The 15,860-nt window shown below is 56.4% G+C and carries 19 protein-coding genes and 2 pseudogenes; 16 read left to right on the top strand and 5 right to left on the bottom strand.

Annotated elements, in window-relative coordinates; all coding sequences use genetic code 11:
• The first annotated feature begins 213 nt into the window (after nucleotides 1–213).
• From NFR19_RS08985 to NFR19_RS06885, 3 genes are all read left to right on the top strand, one after another.
• A complete protein-coding gene (locus NFR19_RS08985) occupies nucleotides 214–354 on the top strand; it encodes a winged helix-turn-helix transcriptional regulator (protein WP_432762721.1) in 141 nt (46 codons plus the stop codon).
• Between the two features lie 101 nt (nucleotides 355–455).
• Nucleotides 456–1,229 (top strand): MerR family transcriptional regulator, encoded by a 774-nt coding sequence (locus NFR19_RS06890; protein ID WP_251213079.1) that lies wholly within the window; start codon nucleotides 456–458, stop codon nucleotides 1,227–1,229.
• Nucleotides 1,230–1,451: 222 nt separating this feature from the next.
• Nucleotides 1,452–1,781, top strand: coding sequence for a hypothetical protein (locus tag NFR19_RS06885; RefSeq protein WP_251213053.1), 330 nt, complete (start codon nucleotides 1,452–1,454; stop codon nucleotides 1,779–1,781).
• Between the two features lie 234 nt (nucleotides 1,782–2,015).
• Here the strand turns inward: NFR19_RS06885 and NFR19_RS06880 are convergent, their stop codons facing one another.
• On the bottom strand, nucleotides 2,016–2,996 hold the full coding sequence (locus NFR19_RS06880; protein ID WP_251213052.1) for a helix-turn-helix transcriptional regulator: 981 nt from the start codon (nucleotides 2,994–2,996) through the stop codon (nucleotides 2,016–2,018).
• Nucleotides 2,997–3,211: 215 nt separating this feature from the next.
• Here NFR19_RS06880 and NFR19_RS06875 point away from each other — a divergent pair.
• The 5 genes and pseudogenes from NFR19_RS06875 to NFR19_RS06855 all read left to right on the top strand — a co-directional run.
• Nucleotides 3,212–3,394: pseudogene (locus tag NFR19_RS06875) on the top strand (tautomerase family protein); the annotation flags it as partial.
• Nucleotides 3,395–3,397: 3 nt separating this feature from the next.
• A complete protein-coding gene (locus NFR19_RS06870) occupies nucleotides 3,398–4,189 on the top strand; it encodes a response regulator transcription factor (RefSeq protein WP_251213050.1) in 792 nt (263 codons plus the stop codon).
• Nucleotides 4,141–4,797, top strand: coding sequence for a sensor histidine kinase (locus NFR19_RS06865; protein WP_251213049.1), 657 nt, complete (start codon nucleotides 4,141–4,143; stop codon nucleotides 4,795–4,797). The genes NFR19_RS06870 and NFR19_RS06865 overlap by 49 nt, the downstream gene beginning before the upstream one ends.
• Nucleotides 4,798–4,916: 119 nt before the next feature.
• Nucleotides 4,917–5,321, top strand: coding sequence for an ATP-binding cassette domain-containing protein (locus NFR19_RS06860; RefSeq protein ID WP_251213048.1), 405 nt, complete (start codon nucleotides 4,917–4,919; stop codon nucleotides 5,319–5,321).
• 91 nt (nucleotides 5,322–5,412) lie between these two features.
• On the top strand, nucleotides 5,413–6,414 hold the full coding sequence (locus NFR19_RS06855; RefSeq protein ID WP_251213047.1) for a hypothetical protein: 1,002 nt from the start codon (nucleotides 5,413–5,415) through the stop codon (nucleotides 6,412–6,414).
• Nucleotides 6,415–6,452: 38 nt separating this feature from the next.
• On the opposite strand, the pseudogene NFR19_RS08945 reads toward NFR19_RS06855, so the two are convergent.
• Nucleotides 6,453–6,605: pseudogene (locus tag NFR19_RS08945) on the bottom strand (DapH/DapD/GlmU-related protein); the annotation flags it as partial.
• Nucleotides 6,606–7,029: 424 nt separating this feature from the next.
• Nucleotides 7,030–7,272: an aldo/keto reductase gene (locus NFR19_RS06845; protein WP_251213045.1), complete on the bottom strand. Its 243-nt coding sequence runs from the start codon at nucleotides 7,270–7,272 to the stop codon at nucleotides 7,030–7,032.
• Between the two features lie 308 nt (nucleotides 7,273–7,580).
• Between NFR19_RS06845 and NFR19_RS06840 the strand changes: the two genes are divergently transcribed.
• From NFR19_RS06840 to NFR19_RS06820, 5 genes are all read left to right on the top strand, one after another.
• Nucleotides 7,581–7,952, top strand: a complete 372-nt coding sequence (locus tag NFR19_RS06840; protein ID WP_251213044.1) for a YxeA family protein — start codon at nucleotides 7,581–7,583, stop codon at nucleotides 7,950–7,952.
• Between the two features lie 172 nt (nucleotides 7,953–8,124).
• On the top strand, nucleotides 8,125–8,301 hold the full coding sequence (locus tag NFR19_RS06835; protein ID WP_251213043.1) for a DUF3788 family protein: 177 nt from the start codon (nucleotides 8,125–8,127) through the stop codon (nucleotides 8,299–8,301).
• A complete protein-coding gene (locus NFR19_RS06830; protein ID WP_349665520.1) occupies nucleotides 8,291–8,791 on the top strand; it encodes a GNAT family N-acetyltransferase in 501 nt (166 codons plus the stop codon). Before NFR19_RS06835 ends, NFR19_RS06830 begins: the two co-directional genes overlap by 11 nt.
• A gap of 82 nt (nucleotides 8,792–8,873) precedes the next feature.
• A complete protein-coding gene (locus tag NFR19_RS06825) occupies nucleotides 8,874–9,527 on the top strand; it encodes a GNAT family N-acetyltransferase (protein ID WP_251213042.1) in 654 nt (217 codons plus the stop codon).
• A gap of 326 nt (nucleotides 9,528–9,853) precedes the next feature.
• On the top strand, nucleotides 9,854–10,471 hold the full coding sequence (locus NFR19_RS06820; protein WP_251213041.1) for a SanA/YdcF family protein: 618 nt from the start codon (nucleotides 9,854–9,856) through the stop codon (nucleotides 10,469–10,471).
• Nucleotides 10,472–10,690: 219 nt separating this feature from the next.
• On the opposite strand, the gene NFR19_RS06815 is transcribed toward NFR19_RS06820, so the two are convergent.
• On the bottom strand, nucleotides 10,691–11,647 hold the full coding sequence (locus NFR19_RS06815) for an alpha/beta fold hydrolase (protein WP_251213040.1): 957 nt from the start codon (nucleotides 11,645–11,647) through the stop codon (nucleotides 10,691–10,693).
• 395 nt (nucleotides 11,648–12,042) lie between these two features.
• Between NFR19_RS06815 and NFR19_RS06810 the strand changes: the two genes are divergently transcribed.
• From NFR19_RS06810 to upp, 3 genes are all read left to right on the top strand, one after another.
• Nucleotides 12,043–13,737: a SulP family inorganic anion transporter gene (locus NFR19_RS06810; RefSeq protein WP_251213039.1), complete on the top strand. Its 1,695-nt coding sequence runs from the start codon at nucleotides 12,043–12,045 to the stop codon at nucleotides 13,735–13,737.
• Nucleotides 13,738–13,822: 85 nt separating this feature from the next.
• A complete protein-coding gene (locus tag NFR19_RS06805) occupies nucleotides 13,823–14,575 on the top strand; it encodes an SDR family NAD(P)-dependent oxidoreductase (protein WP_251213038.1) in 753 nt (250 codons plus the stop codon).
• Between the two features lie 57 nt (nucleotides 14,576–14,632).
• The gene (gene upp, locus NFR19_RS06800) at nucleotides 14,633–15,262 is read left to right on the top strand and encodes a uracil phosphoribosyltransferase (protein ID WP_251213037.1); all 630 of its coding nucleotides are present in this window, start codon (nucleotides 14,633–14,635) and stop codon (nucleotides 15,260–15,262) included.
• Between the two features lie 339 nt (nucleotides 15,263–15,601).
• Here the strand turns inward: upp and NFR19_RS08940 are convergent, their stop codons facing one another.
• Entirely contained in the window at nucleotides 15,602–15,817 is a 216-nt protein-coding gene (locus tag NFR19_RS08940; protein WP_349665522.1) for an AAA family ATPase, read from the bottom strand.
• Nucleotides 15,818–15,860 lie beyond the last annotated feature (43 nt).

Genomic DNA, 15,860 nt, shown 5'->3' with positions numbered 1-15,860 from the left:
AAGGATCTGCAAAGGAGAAAGCTATGGCGCATAGATGCAATGAAGAGGCCAAACGATGCAAACCGCTGTCGACTATACAACACATGATTGACAGGAAGTGGAAGATCGAAATCCTTATCTACGTCGCCTTCAGGGATGTGCACCATTTCAGGCAGTTGCGCCGCTGCATTGGCAACGTCTCTGAGTCGATTTTCCAAGTAACCCAAAGAGCTGGTGGAGGATGGATTTCTTGCAAGCACGGATTCCGGCGAGATATCTCTGCGCGTTGAGTATACGTTGACGCCACAAGGTGAGAGCTTCGTGCCACTTCTTAGGCCTATGAAGCGCCGGGGTGAAGCGGAATTGAGATTGTAGGTCTGAATGGGATTTGACTGTGACGCTACGTCAAGGTTTAGCCTTGTCTTAGATGGCAATAAGCAGCGGTTTAGTCAAAGAAGGGAGTCGAATTCAACGTGATGGAAGATTCAAAGATGTATGGCATCAAGGAACTCGCTGACCTGGCGGGCGTAACCGCGCGCACGCTTCGCTATTATGACGAGATCGGTCTTTTGGTGCCAAAGCGAGCGAATAACGGCTATCGCACCTATAGTGCGGCAGATGTGCGCACGCTCCAGCATATTCTTTTGTTGCGGAAGTGTTGCGTGCCCCTCTCTGTCATTGTTGATGCGCTTCGTGAACCCGCCTTCGAGATAGGCCGCATGCTTTCAAGCCATCTCAACGATCTCTGTCGACAGAGATCCGAACTGGAAGAGACGATTGCTATCGTGAGACATGCGGTGGCGGGATTGGAGGCTTTCGAGGCTATGGATGACAAGCAGCGATTCGAGCAGCTCAAGAAGGATGCGATCTCTTGCTTTGAGGATGAGTATGGGGTTGAGGCCCGGGAGCTCTACGGCGATGCGGCCATTGACGCGGCAAACGAGCGTATACTCGGAATGTCGAAGGCGGCATGGGATGCCAAGGAGGAGCTGGAGCAGCGCATTAAGAACAATCTCAAGTTGGCAATGTCTGAGGGCGATATTGATTCCGAGATTGCGAGAATGTTGGCCGAGATGCACGCCCGGTGGATCCGAGTTCATTGGGGCGAGGACGGCTACACACCAGAAGCGCATGTGGCGCTTGCAGAGGGATATGTGCATGATCCGCGCTTTGTAGCTTACTACGACGATGCCTGCGGGAAGGGGGCGACTGCATTTCTCGTCAAGGTGATCAAGGCGAACGTAGGGTAGTTTTTACTCGTTTGATATGTAAGATGCCGTGTATGTATTGCGCAGCGCAGCATCCTTCACCTGATGGCGCGAAAGTTCGACATCTGGCAGTTCGATGATCGCTGCCGAATCGGGAAGCACTGGAGAGGGTACTCTGCGTCACGTGGAAGAGCATGTAAGTTGAACCTTTTGTGCTCGAGATCGTATCCCATTCGCTTTCCGGACTTTCAGGTACGCCTTTGTTTGAACGAGAACGACTATGGACAAACCGGGGTTTTCCGTTCGCGTGGATCAACAAGTCCGGTTGACTTCAAGCTGATCGCGCCCGATGGTGATCAGCCCTATATGCGCACGTATACTCTTGAGATTGTAGCGGTCGACGACGATGAAAACCCGCCTACTGGTAGCGATGGGGGCAACAATGGCAAGCCACCTTTCGATGAGGATGACGATAATAATGGCGCAAGCCGGCTGCCATACCAGACTCTTCAGTTTCTGGCGGAGATGGCTCCGGCCACAACACCGACGGAAGTGGAGATGCTAACTCTGAGGGATCGAACAATGGGAATTTAGGCAGTTTCGATTCTGGTGGTAAACATTTCGTCGAAAATGCTGACGCGGCGGGTAAGTTCGCAACGACAGATGATAATTCCGCGCTGGCCTTAGGCGCATGTGCCGGAATCGGTCTGATCTCTTTGGTGCTTATGTTGATCGCGCGTTGTCGCATGAAGCGCGGCAAAACGTAGTGGGATGTGTCAGAGGAGAAGGGACACGGCTCCAGTCTCTGGCGCTTGTTGCTTTCGTTCTTTAGTCCTCGAGTAGACGTTTGAGGTATTCACGATACTCTTCTTTCAGACTCTTCGGGGCGTGTATGCGCACGGTGCCTCCAAGACCGGAGACCCAGCCGAAAAACGGTTCTGACTTGCGGATCTTGACAACCACCTGAGCAGTTTCGTCGTCGTGCCTAAACCACTCGGCAGCATCGCCGAAGCGATCCATGATAATCTCGGCTTTGTCGCTGTCAACGAGAAGTGTTGCCGTTACTGGCTCGCCCCCGAAGCGACCGAAAACTTCGTGGTCTTCGCCTTCGAATTCATGGTGGGTAATCTGCTCGTTTCTGGTCGCCCTGATCGAGGACACGTCCAGCCTCTCCATGCGATCAATACGATACTCGGTCATGCACTCATGATCATCATTCCAAGCGGTCAGATAGTAGTAGCCGTCTGAAAAGGTGATGCCGACAGGCGTCACGAGATGCGGTTTGCCGCCATGCGTGGCGTGCCGTTTCCCGTCCAACCCGTACTTGTAGTACATGAACTTAACTTTCCGTTTGCACCTCATAGCTTCGTGCAGCATATCGATCGAGCCAAACACCGACTCCACTTTGGAGGTGATCCTGCCTGGTACGTGTATGCGCCGATCGAGCAGCACCCGCTCGTGGTCGCTTGCCAATAGCTTCAGATTCGTGGTGAGCGTTCTTGACTGGCGAGCGGTGAGAAATTTGCACGATTCTACCGCATTCACAAGCAGCATTAACTCCGACAGCGTGAAATCTCGTTTTACAATTGCGTATTGCACCGGGTTTCTTTGGAAGGTCTGGATATCGAATCCGAACTCGCGTAACACTTCGATATCGCGATAGAGGCTTTTGCGCTCTGCTTGGATGCCATAGTCCGCCAAGCGCTCGATGATCTGCCGAAGCGAAAGCCCGTGCTCGGCGTCCGTCTCGTCTTGGAGGATGCGCATGAGATAGAGCGTCTTGAGCTTCGCCTTTGGGTTATTTGCCATCTTGAACCTTCTTTTTTGAGTCTTGGTCGCAGTGCAAAGCTGCTTCGTTCATTCTACGATAGCCGTTTTATATCTGCTAACAGGATGGCACGAGTCTCGTTCTGCCTCATCCTACGTCATCATGGGAGGGCTGAAGGGGCGGTTTGAAATCGAAAGCGCCAAGGAGCAACAATGCCTCGCACCGCGATTGAATCTGAAAGCTCACCAATAAGCAGAAGCGCACGCTCGTTGCACGTCTGACTGCGGTGTCCTCAGAGGTCATGGGCGTGCCTCCCGAGTTCTACAGTATCACCATCCACGAACTTGACGATGCGAGCTATGGTATCGGCGGCACGTGCATCGCTGTGCTGAAGCGAGAATACGCGGGGCAGCACTCCGCGCAGCGCAAGGAGCTGTGAGCGGTGACGCACGTTTTGATCGTTGAGGACGATGGCGAGCTCGCGCGTTTGATGCAGCGTACCTTCGAGTCGGAGGGCATGACGGCTCGCATCGCTGGTAGCGCCGAGGAAGCCTACGATCTGCTTACTGATTCTGTCTTCGATTGTCTCGTGGTCGATGTAAACTTGCCGGGTGATGACGGCTATGCGCTCTGCCGCACCTTGCGCGAACGCAGCGGGGTTCCTGTGGTGTTCGCTTCGGCGCGTATCGAACCTGATGCGCGCATCCGCGCCCTGGAAGAGGGAGGCGACGCCTACCTCTCCAAGCCGTTCAGCCTGCGGGAAATGCTCGCCCAGGCGAAAGCCCTCATGATGAGGCCCGAGTGGAGAAGCGAAGCTGATGGGGCCGTGCTCTCCGTCGGCCCGTTCGAGCTTGACCGCGGGGCGAAAACGCTCGGGAAGGACGGGCGGCTGATCGCCCTATCTCCTCGGGAATTTCAACTTGCATCCGTCCTTATGAGCAACGTCGGTACGAGCCTGAGCCGTGATGCCCTCTTGGTGAAGGCTTGGGGCGCCTTCGCAGAGGTAGAGCCGCAAACGGTCTCGGTCCATATGAGCTGGCTGCGCGCAAAGCTTGAGGACGACCCGTCTAGCCCCGCTACTTCAGGACGGTTCGCGGCGAAGGCTATCGTTTCGACGTGCCTGATGAGGACTGTTGATGGCAAAGGAAGGGAAGCGCCTGACGTCGCGGCTCGTAGGAGGGAGCCGTGCTTGCCGTGTTGGCGGTTGCGGTCGCGGCTGCCGTCAGCGTTGTGATCGCGGCCATCGTTTTGATAGCGCTCTACCTGTATCGGGTAGTGGCGCGCCCGTTCGCGCGGCTGGAAGGCTTCGCTGAAGAGGTGGCGGCGGGTAATCTTGATGCGCTGCTCATCTACGAGCGGTCGATCATGCGCAAGTGCGATGAGGCATCAGCGCTGGTGGAGGATCTGTTCCAGCATGCGCTCTCAGGCCTGGATCGTATTTCGGTACAGTGCATGCCTCTGTCGGCAGCCGCTGTCATTAAGCGTTGTGCGGCCGATTCGTCGGGTTTGATCCAGATTGCATGTCGGCGGATCGACGATGCTGTGATAGAGGCTGACGAAACACGGCTTGTGCAGGTCATCGACAACCTCATAGGGAACTCCATCAAGTATGCAGGCGCTTCACCGGTAGAGATCGAAGCGGTGACCGAGGGGGAGCGGTATCTGATCTCGGTTCGCGACTTCGGCCCAGGTATGGCGGCCGAGGATCTTCCGTTCGCGACCGAGCGCTTCTTCCGGAGGTCCAACGTGTCCGATCAACCGGGATCCGGTCTGGGTCTCGGCGTACTTGGTGCAGCGCATGGAAGGTCGGTTGCGTGTGACAAACGCTCACCCGGGTCTTAAGACGACGATCGAGCTTCCCGTTTCGGATTGTTCGTAGTTCGCCCGTTGTGTTCTTAATGATTCCTTAATGCTGTTCGTTCCACGATGGCGCTGTTCGTAGTCAAAAGAAAGGCTGCATCATGCAGGAAACCATACTCACAACGCGCCGCCTAGCGAAGACCTACGTAGCGGACGGCGTGCAGACGCATGTGTTGGGAAGCGTCGATCTCGAGCTGTACCGGGGAGATTTCACGGCGATCATGGGGCCGTTGGGGTCTGGGAAATCAACCTTGCTCTATTGCCTGTCAGGGATGGATGCGCCCACCTCGGGACAGGTGGTATTCGAGGGTGAAAACATCGCCCAGTTCAACGAGAGTCGGCTTTCCGAGTTGAGGGCGCAGAGCTTCGGCTTCGTCTTCCAAGCGGCGAACCTCGTGAGCAACCTCACCCTGTACGAGAACGTGGCCGTGCCCGGCTATCTTAAGCGCGGGCGCAGCGTCGGGGAGACGAGGCGAGTTGTCGAAGTCTGGAACATATGCATTTGACCAAGAATTTGCCTTGGCAAATATGCCTGTGGCAAGATGGAGGTCATGAGTCGGGCTGAGCAAGCGGACGCGGCAGCGTGAAGGAGGGCCTATGAGCACGGCAAGGAGTCGAAGAGCGGCTCTGGTCGCCTTCTGCGTGGTGGCATGCGCGCTGTACGTCTACGGCGTTGCATCGACGGGGTGCATCCCGCGCGCCGTCGAGGGCATCGCGCTGCCACTCGACTTCATGGTCGGCATCCCTGCTGGCTTCTATCTCATGGTGGTGCGCCCGCGCCGCCTCACATCGCTGTGCGTCATCCCTGTTATCTGGATTGGCTACGGGCTGAGCGTGTTCGCGCTCGGCTCGCCGGAGGTCGGCGCGCTTCCGTGGCTGCTCTGCGTGCTGGTTCCTGTTGAGGTTGCCATCGCCGCGCGGGAATGCCTGAAGGTTGCTCACATCTATAGGGTCGCGAAGGCGAAGGGCCCCGACCCCATGGTCTGGTTCACGGAGACGATGCGCTACCTTGTGCGCCACGACACGGCGGCGCACCTGGCGGCTGCCGAACTCAGCGTCTGGCACTACGCGCTGCTCTCCTGGCGGCGCGCGCCCTACGTGCTGTCGGGTGAGAAGGCGTTCAGCTACCACAACGCCGGTGGTTACCTGAACATGATGCTGGGGCTCGCGCTCGCGTTTCCCGTCGAGATCGTTGGGGTGCATCTGCTCGTTGCGCAGTGGAGCGTCGCTGCGGCATGTGCCATCACTGCGCTTTCGGTCTATGCCGTCGTGTGGCTTGCGGGCGATGCGCGAGCGCGCGTTATGCGACCGGTCGCGATCGGTGGGGATTGCATGCGCCTGGAATGCGGCATTCAGATGGAGGCGCGCATCCCGCTGGCCGCCGTGCGGGAGGTCACCTTCACTGAGCCGACCGGCGATGGTCTCGCCAAGGGCGACAAGCTCAATTTCGGAACTTTCTATCAGGCGAACATATGGATCGCGGTCAAGCAGCCCATTGCGGTGCGCACGATGCTCGGCGAGAAGCGCGCGCGTGTCATCGGGCTCAGTTTAGACGACCCGCAGGGCTTCGCGAAGGCGCTTGCCGCCGCAAATCACTGAGGCGACGGCATAATCTCCGTTCTCGTGGCGCTCGCGATTCGCTTGATGAGGCGTGCTGGGTTGCCGCCGACTATCGTGTGTGGGGCCACGTCCTTGGTGACCACGGCCCCTGCGGCCACGATAGCGCCGTCACCCACGGTTATGCCCGGAAGCAGGATCGCGCCCGAGCCCACCCATACGTCGTTGCCCAGCCGCACCGGTTTCGGCGTCATGCCGCCACGACGCTTGACGTCAAGATGATGGTTGAGGGTGACGATGACGACATTGTGCCCGATAAGGCATCGGTCGCCGATGAAGATGCCGCCCTGGTCTTGGAACTTACAGCCGCTGTTGATGAATACGTTCTCGCCGAGATGGATGTTCCTACCGCAATCGGCGTTGAATGGCGGAAACGGAGCGAACCCGTCAGGAACGGCCTTCCCCGTCAACTCCTCCATGAGCACCTTCAGCTCGCCGGGGGTGTGATAGGCGCCGTTGATCTCCATGCAGATGCGGATGGCCTCCTGGCTCATGCTGTGCATCATGAGATGCATCTCGCTCCCAGCCTCCACGGCCTCTCCCGCAAGAAGGCGCTCGAGATATTCCCGCTCCTCCATCTTCCACCCTCCAAACCCTCTAGTACCAGTCGTGCTTCTCGTCGCGGTTCAGTGCTGCGATGCGAGCCATCTCCGCATTGCTCAACTCAAAATCGTAAACGCTCGCATCCTCGCGGATGTGGGCAGGGTTGCTCGACCCGGGAATCACCACGACGCCACGCTGTAGGTTCCACCGCAAGATGACCTGTGGTAAAGAGACCCCGTGCGTCGCAGCGATAGCAGCGAACACAGGATCGGCGAGCAGCTCTGTATTAAGTGGCAATAGGGTCAAGTGACAATAGGGTCAGGTCGTTGTGTCACATTTTGCTCGATATATTATTCCTCTGCCAATGCCTGTTACTCGTTTGATCTGTTGAACTGATAGACCATTTGGGGCGGAACCGACCCCTGTTCCGCATCTTCTACAGACTCCAGTTCCACATGCGGTGTCCGAGCAGTTCTTTCAGTAGGAGGCGCATCACTGCATCGCCTTTCAAAAACGTTAGAGAGCAGTAAGGCAAATCGATGGCGGTCGCGGTACCGCAACGGCATCATCGCTTCATGGATCAAAACGACCAAGGAGAATGACCCATGAACAAGAAAATAGCAATGGCGATCTCGGCAATTGCTGTTGTCGGATTGGCAGCGGCCCTTCTTTTTGCTGTATCGACGACAAATCTGCTCTTAGCTGGCGACTACTACGTCAAGATCGATAACGCTTGCCTCTCCAAGAATGAGCCGAGCGGTGGACTTATCAACTTCGGGACTAGCGAACCGTATCTGTACAAACTTGAGGCGGTTAACGCGACGGACGATAGGGTTGAAATAGACTTCGGCGCCTCTCGAGAACTTCGCCAGGATGCTTTTTTGAAATTGGATCTTCAACCGTTTCGCGGGGTTGTTGGATGGTCGGAAATCCCAGAAGATGCGCTTCCGTCCAATGTTGCAGAGGCTCTCAACTAGGTGGCATGCCAGTATCCTTGTTCCTTTACAATGATGACAAGGTGACAACGGGGCCAAGTGGCCTGACCCTCTTGTTGCGACTCTTTTCATGATGGAGGATTGCGATGAGCGACGATCAGTCATACGAAGAGCGACTTGCCGGTCTTTTGATGAGTTGCGATATGATCTCTGGATGCAGTTCTGCGAGCGCATTGACGACCAATACGAGATGGACAGGACATGGGGCAGCGGCGGCAAAGCCTGGGACTTGGAATACAAGTACCGTCGTGGTGGGAAAACGCTCTGCGCACTGTATGCGAAGGAAGGTCGCTTCGGGTTCATGGTGATCCTTGGAAAGGATGAGCGTTAAGATGCCCCATTCCTCGCGAACCTATGCAATGCGATACGCGCCGGCGACAGATGAGCATGCCGGGGCTATTCATAATGTGCTGCAAACCACGATCCGCGCAATTTATCCGAAATACTATCCTCAAACGGTCGTTGATTTCTTCTGCAACCTTCATTGTCTTGAGCATGTGAGAGAGGGAATCGCTTCAGGGAATATGGGAGTTGCGCTCGATGATGCGGGAAACGTGGTGGGAACAGGCTGCTACGATGACAACCACATTACCGGTGTGTATGTTCACCCTGCGTTTCAAGGCAGAGGGTGCGGGACGCTCATCATCGATCGGCTGGAAGAGAAAATAGCGGCCGACTACGATGTTGCTTGCATTGATGCGTCGCTGTCAGCGGCTTGCTTATACGAGCGCAGGGGGTACAAGACCGTTGGGCACGGCGTGATCGAGTTTGATGATGGCGTGAAACTGGTCTATGAGAAGATGGAGAAGCAGCTGCGCTAGGACAACATCAAATCGGATCGTGAACGAACAGCACATGCTGGAGAGGAACCGAGCTGAGAGTGTAGCTATGAGAGGAAGATCCATGCCGTCAAATTATTCAGAGGATGAGCTTCTTGAAGCAAAGCGGCAGATCGGCTCGATCCTGCACAAGCTCCGAGAAACCGTTCGTGCTTTGAGCGAAAAGGAGAACGCCGACCGATTGAAGTCGCAAATAACTTTGGCTCAGCGCAGAATTCAGGCTTTGGGAATCGCAAACGCTCTCATCGAAGAGGCGATGGGTGTCCGTATTTGGCGGTTGTCCGAGAACCCCGCTATGATCGGTGAGGCTGCCGAGTGGTTTTCGTCAAAATGGGATATTCCAGTTGAGGCTTATCAGAAAAGCATCGAGGGGAGCGTGCATTGCGCGGATTCGGTTCCTCAGTGGTACATCGTGCGGCTCGGTAACGCGGAATCAGGCCGCATCATTGCGGGATGTGGGATTATTGAGAACGATTTCCATGATCATCCCGACCTTGCTCCAAATCTCTGTGCGCTCTTTGTTGAGGAAGAGCATCGCGGTCGAGGGTTGGCTCGGCGACTGGTTGAGCATGCGGGGAGCGAGGCGCATCGCCTGGGTCGAGATGAGCTCTATCTCATTACCGACCACGTTGGCCTCTACGAGCGGTTTGGCTGGAAATATCGAGGCGATGTGACGGATAGCGATGGAGTAACGGTGCGTTTGTATCAAGCGCCTTAGCGTGACAGAATGACCTGACCCTATTGTCACTGTTCTATTGTCGCCGGTGCAATGCTTTTCGGCAGGCGAAGTGCAACAGTCCTGTGCAGAGATGGCTATTTGCTATCATGGGCGCTATGAACGGCTTTTCTACAGAAAAGGATGTGGCGTCAATGCGCCAGGATTCAAGTCCGAAAGCAACGTGTGGGTGCGCGTCGGAGGTTCATTGGGGTTCGCCGCCACTCCATGAGCCGGTCGCTCAACCAGCCGAACAACGTATCGAGCGACCAACCCCGAAACGCAAACGCCTGAAAGCGGTTCTGGTTGCTTGCGGCATATGCGTCTTGGTGGCGATCGTTTTTTTCGGGATCACGAATGCCCTCGTCATCGGCAAAGCATCCCAAGTCATCACGACCGTCGAAGAGGCGTCTGCTCATGATGCGGATGCGATCATCGTTTTGGGCGCACAGGTAAACCCTGATGGTGCGCCTTCGTGGGTGCTCCAAGACAGGTTGGATAACGCCATCGACCTCTACGAACGTGGTGCGGCTCCCAAGATCATCATGAGCGGAGACCATGGAACCGCCGAATACGATGAAGTGCGTGCTATGAAGCAGTATGCCATCGATGCTGGAGTTCCTGCCGAAGATGTCTTTTGTGATCACGCCGGCTTTTCCACCTACGAAACCATGCATCGCGCGAAGAACGTGTTCGGTGCTGAGCGCATCATCGTCTCCACTCAGAAGTATCACCTCTATCGCGCCTTGTATGACGCATTGGGTTTGGGACTTGAGGCGGTAGGAGTGCCAGCTGAGGGCCATGTTTTCGCCCAGCAACTCATATGGGATATTCGTGAGATACCGGCTCGCTCCAAGGATCTGGTGAAGGTGGCCATCGACGCGCCGCCCACGTTCGGCGGAGAGCCGATCGATCTGAATGGGTCGGGCAACGTTACGGATGACTGATATGTGAGAAGCACCCGCATCACCCCATCGTACTTCTCAACCTCCGTTTCCTTCTGCTCAAAGAGGTGGTAGAGGGTGGATTCCTCGCGCACACGGATTTCGGCGAGGTACCCCTCTGCGTCGAGTGCCCGCTGGCGTCCCAAGGGGAGAGTTTCGTGCCTCTTCCTCTAGCTCTAAGTGTTAGGGAGAGACTGAGCTGGGATTGTGGAGCCCTCGTGCCTACAGCGCGATGACCGCTTCGATCCATGCGAGAACATCATCGAAGACCAGCTGGGCGTCCTTTTCGTTGAGAATCTCGTGACGCATGCCATCGTAGAGGATGATCTCCACGTCTTCCGCGCCAGCTCTGCGCATGAGGTCGGCCGCGGCCGTGACGCCTCGTCCGTTTTCGCCCACGGGGTCTTTCGCACCCGCGATGAACAGCAGCGGCACATCGTTCGGTATGCGCTTGGCCAGCTCCAGAGAGGCGGCGAGCAGGGTGAGGCGGGTAAGCGACGCATAGCCCCCCAGCGTGAATGGGAACCCGTTGAGATCGTCGGCGATATAGTCATCAACGTTATCCTGGTTCGCCGAAATCCAGTCGAACTCGGTGCGCGGGTCGTCTATGGCGCGCGAGAAGGCGCCGTCTGCCATAGCGTGGATCAGCTCGCTCTTCTCTCGTTCGCCGCGCACTTTGGCGCCCAGATGCGCTAACGCATTGCCTGCAAGGGATACGACCTTAGGTTTGTGCCCCGTTCCGCAGAGGATAGCACCCGCTAGGCCCTCGCCATGACGCGTCAGATATACGCGCAAGGTGAAGCTTCCCATGGAGTGGCCGAAGATGAAATAGGGAAGATCGTCCGAGAAGGCACGTGAGACGATGGCGCGTAGCGTATCCACATCCTCGACGAGCACATCCGCCCCGCGCTCTACCGGCATGTGTCCGAGCTCATCAGTGCTGGAGACGCTGTGTCCATGACCGATGTGGTCGTGTCCGCATACGATGAAGCCGTGCGCTGCCAAAAACTGGGCGAAGGACTCGTAGCGCTCGATATGCTCCGACATGCCGTGTATGAGCTGTACGATCCCGCGCGGTGTGCCAGCGGGCTGCCAGATCAAAGCATGGATGGTACTCGTGCCATCCCATGAGGGGAATTCAATCTCCATGGGTGCTATGGGTTTTGTCGTCTCGGCCATGGCTGCTCCTGCGTCTCTTCGCGGGCGGTGTCAGCGGGGGCCATCACGCCGTTGCGTGGCGTTTCAGCCCGAATGCGCCCATTGTAGCAACCGCGTCCGGCCTGTCCTGAAATGCAGCCAAACTGAAACAATAGGGCACAAGGCTCAAGGATCCCGATCTGCGCGCACACTGATCACGCCGTGTTGCAAAACGATGAACCGGGGTATCTGGATGGCAGAGGCGAGTTCCTGTGATACATTACAGAGGCTCTCACCGTAAGTGTCATCATAGGATCGCTCTGGTCGACGCATGGGAGGCGCCTAAACCGTGCGAGCCCAGATATCCCTTGAGGTCAATACCGGCAGGGCATCTCGTAACAAGCGATACCAATGCGAAATCAAAAGGCAAACTGCACATGAACCAGCGTGACAAGATAAAACCGATCCTATTCAGTATCATCAAGCATTCCAGTGCAGAAGAGCTCAAAGAGCAGATACCTCGGGATATCGTTGCCGGTATCGTGGTTGCGGTGGTGGCGTTCCCGCTCTCTATCGCCTTAGGCATCGCATCGGGCGTCACGCCTGAACAAGGCCTCTACACTGCCATCATCGCCGGGTTCCTTATCGCTTTTCTCGGCGGCAGTCGCGTGCAGATATCTGGCCCTACGGCAGCGTTTGCCACTATTGTGGCGGGCATCGTGGCAACCGATGGTATCGAAGGTCTGATCGCCGCCACCATCATCGCGGGCATTCTGCTCGTGTTGATGGGCCTCTTCAAGCTGGGGGCGATCATTCGTTTCGTGCCATTCACTATTACCACGGGCTTTACGGCGGGCATTGCGGTCACGCTTGTCATTGGGCAACTGAAGGGTTTTCTTGGGTTGACGTATCCTGATGGGGTCGTTGTGGTCCATACCGCCGACAAGCTTGCAGCGATGGCGGCCAACATCGCAACCATCAACGTGCAGGCGTGCATGGTGGGTGCCGTGTGTCTGGTCATTCTGTTCGCGTGGCGGAAGGTGCCGCAGATAGGGGAGCGCATCCCGAGTTCGTTGGTGGCGCTTCTGGTCGGTATCGCTTTGGTCGGCGGTCTCGATCTCAAGGTGAGCACGATCGGCGATCTCTATAGCATCAGTGGCGCACTGCCCGAATTTCATCTGCCGCAGCTCGATTTCGACCTCTTTCGCAGGCAGATAGCCAATGGGGCCACCATTGCTGTTTTGGCTGCCATCGAATCGCTACTCTCGTGCGTGGTGGCGGACTCCATGATCAGTTCGCATCACCGCGCCAACACTGAACTGGTGGCGCAAGGCATTGGTAACATCGCCTCGGTGCTTTTCGGCGGCATTCCAGCAACAGGTGCTATCGCCCGCACGGCGGCGAACGTGAAAGCGGGTGGCCGCACCCCAATTGCAGGCATGGTCCACGCACTCGTGCTCGTTGCGGTGTTGGCTTTCCTGATGCCGTTCGCCTCGCTCATTCCCATGCCAACCATCGCGGCAATCCTCTTTTTCGTGGCCTACAACATGTGCGGTTGGCGCAACTTCGTCCATCTCTGCAAAACAGCGTCAAGAAGCGCTGTTGCTATCTTGCTGCTCACCTTCGCGTTGACCATCGTGCTCGATTTGGTGGTAGCTATCGGCGTGGGCATGACGATCAGCGTGGTGCTCTTCCTGAAAGATATGAGCAACGAGACCGAAGTCAAAGGCTGGAAATACTACTGTGACGAGAACTCCGAGGTCACCCATCTGCGCGAGTTGCCGAAGAGCGTGCGCGTCTATGAGATCAACGGCCCGATGTTCTTCGGCATGACCGAGCGTATCGCGGACATTTCGGTGAAAACATTCACCAAGTATCTCATCATACGGATGCGTGGGGTGCCATCGCTTGATGCGTCGGGTATGAACGCGCTTGAGAATCTTTACGAGTACTGCAACGCGCATGGGGTGAAGTTGATCTTTTCGCACGTGAACGAGCAGCCCATGAAAACCATGCGGCATGCTGGATTCGTCGATCTGATCGGCGAGGACAACTTCTGCGGTCACATCGACGAGGCGATCGCTCATGCTCGCGCGCTGCTCGAAGGTGAGGGTCAGGTTTCGGATGCATGAGCGATTTCGGCATCAAGGGTGGCATTTCGACGCTATGCTATAGTCGAAACAGATGAACCAGCCAAGCGAGAAACGGTGTGATGACATGAAGAAGCTTGAAGGAAGAGTGGCGATCGTGACCGGCGCGAGCTCGGGGGTCGGCCGCGGGCTGGCGAAGGTGCTCGCTGAGCAGGGCGCGAAGATCTGCGCATGCGCTCGCCGAATGGAGAAACTCGAAGAGCTCAAAACCGAGCTTGCGGTTGAAGGGGCCGACGTCTTGCCGGTGGCATGCGATGTGACCGACCCGGACCAGATCAAGAACGTGGTCACGCAGTGCGTTGAGGCGTTCGGTGGAGTGGATATCCTTATCAACTGTGCGCAGGGGTCCATGGCGTATTGTGAGATCCAGGATATCGATATCGAATACGCTATGACGGCGTACCAGAGCGGCGCGTTGGCCACCATGTTGTTCATGAAGGAGTGCTTCCCGTATCTCAAGGAAAGCGGGCACGGCCGCATCATCAACACGGCATCAGCTGCGGGCTATGATGGCAACGAAGGTTTCGGCGCGTACGGTATGGCCAAGGAGGCTATTCGCGCGATCACGCGCACGGGCGCTCGCGAATGGGGCAAGTACGGAATCACGGTGAACGTGTTCCTGCCCATCATCGCGACCGACTTCTTCCGAGAGACGCAGCCTCAAGCCTTGAAAAGCCTGGAAGCGAAGAGCCCATTAGGGCGCATCGGCACAACAGAAGAGGATTGCGCGCCGTTGATCGTGTTCCTGGTGAGCGATGAGGGCGGTTACTTCACCGGCCAATCGTTCATGGTGGATGGCGGCATCCATATGCACACCTAATATCCCGCGATCCGCGGTAGAATACAGACGGTACGTATACGCAGGAAAGGCGCACGCATGGGAAGTCTGCATGTTATCTCTCATCCGCTCATTGAGGCGAAGCTCACGCGGATGCGCGACAAGGATACGCCCTCTCCGGAGTTCCGCACGCTGCTGAGAGAGATATCTCTGCTGATGGGCTACGAGATCACGCGCGATTTCCCTACGCATCTCATCAGCGTTGAGACGCCCATCTGCCTAGGTGAGTTCCCGGCGCTCAAAGACGACTTCTTCACCATCGTGCCCATCTTGCGCGCGGGCCTTGGCATGGTTGACGGATTGCTTGAGCTCATGCCTTTTGCCCATGTGGGGCATATCGGGTTGGTGCGCAACGAGCAGACGCATCTTCCTGAGGAATACTATTACAAGATGCCCGAGGGGTATGAGCGCTCAGTCATCATGGTGGTTGATCCGATGCTCGCCACGGGCGGCAGCGCAGTGGATGCTATTGATAGCCTCAAGCGGCGTGGGTGCAACAACATTCGTTTGGTGAATCTGGTAGCAGCGCCTCGGGGCATTGACGCGGTGCGCGCGGCGCATCCTGATGTTGATATCTATGTTGCGGCGGTCGATGAAGGCCTCAACGAGCATGCCTATATCGTGCCCGGGTTGGGCGATGCGGGTGACCGCATTTTTGGTACGCGCTAAAGCGGGCTGCGGGCTGTAGTACTGCTCCCACCCTACGTCGTACAAGCAATTGACGTGCTGCCGCGAAGCCACGTTGCGACGAGTTCTATCCGTACACCCGTTTCTGTGATTCCAACAGTGGAACTGTCGCGTGTTAGAATCAGCTTCGGATATACGTCACCGATGCGCTCCAATGGCGCTACCTCCCGCCCACGAGTTGCCACGTCTAGCAGCGTTTCGCACACCTGGATATAGATTCGTTCGGATCGCCTTTGCGCAACGAAATCAACTTCGCCAGATAAAAGCGTGCCGACATGAACCTCATATCCTCGCCGGAGCAGCTCAAGATAAACGATGTTCTCAGGCTGAAATCCTATATCTTGTATCAAAAAGCTCCGGCATCCTGCCGAATCGCATATAGATATCGAACGGATCGGCATCCAAGGGTTTATGAAACACCTCAGAAAATGAGAGAAACTCTGCAAAAGAGAGGGGAAATACGGGGATTTCTGTATAGCGCCCTGATAAGTGAGTAGCCAGATCGGACGATAGCAAGAAAGCGTTTGATCCCGTCAAATATATATATATATATATATATATATATATATATATATATACG

Origin of the sequence: Adlercreutzia murintestinalis, from assembly GCF_943192905.1 — a bacterium.
Taxonomy (GTDB): Bacteria; Actinomycetota; Coriobacteriia; order Coriobacteriales; family Eggerthellaceae; genus Adlercreutzia_A; species Adlercreutzia_A murintestinalis.
Note: the sequence above shows the minus strand (reverse complement) of the source record. Positions and strands in the feature narration are given on the sequence as shown.

Bases quoted from the DNA above. Each gene is read 5' to 3' on its own strand.
- NFR19_RS06825 (WP_251213042.1), top strand. From the start codon at position 8,874: ATGCCGTCAAATTATTCAGAGGATGAGCTTCTTGAAGCAAAGCGGCAG.
- NFR19_RS06805 (WP_251213038.1), top strand. From the start codon at position 13,823: ATGAAGAAGCTTGAAGGAAGAGTGGCGATCGTGACCGGCGCGAGCTCG.
- NFR19_RS06855 (WP_251213047.1), top strand. From the start codon at position 5,413: ATGAGCACGGCAAGGAGTCGAAGAGCGGCTCTGGTCGCCTTCTGCGTG.
- NFR19_RS06840 (WP_251213044.1), top strand. From the start codon at position 7,581: ATGAACAAGAAAATAGCAATGGCGATCTCGGCAATTGCTGTTGTCGGA.
- upp (WP_251213037.1), top strand. From the start codon at position 14,633: ATGGGAAGTCTGCATGTTATCTCTCATCCGCTCATTGAGGCGAAGCTC.
- NFR19_RS06880 (WP_251213052.1), bottom strand. From the start codon at position 2,996: ATGGCAAATAACCCAAAGGCGAAGCTCAAGACGCTCTATCTCATGCGC.
- NFR19_RS06815 (WP_251213040.1), bottom strand. From the start codon at position 11,647: ATGGCCGAGACGACAAAACCCATAGCACCCATGGAGATTGAATTCCCC.
- NFR19_RS06835 (WP_251213043.1), top strand. From the start codon at position 8,125: ATGCAGTTCTGCGAGCGCATTGACGACCAATACGAGATGGACAGGACA.
- NFR19_RS06890 (WP_251213079.1), top strand. From the start codon at position 456: ATGGAAGATTCAAAGATGTATGGCATCAAGGAACTCGCTGACCTGGCG.
- NFR19_RS06860 (WP_251213048.1), top strand. From the start codon at position 4,917: ATGCAGGAAACCATACTCACAACGCGCCGCCTAGCGAAGACCTACGTA.
- NFR19_RS06830 (WP_349665520.1), top strand. From the start codon at position 8,291: ATGAGCGTTAAGATGCCCCATTCCTCGCGAACCTATGCAATGCGATAC.
- NFR19_RS06810 (WP_251213039.1), top strand. From the start codon at position 12,043: ATGAACCAGCGTGACAAGATAAAACCGATCCTATTCAGTATCATCAAG.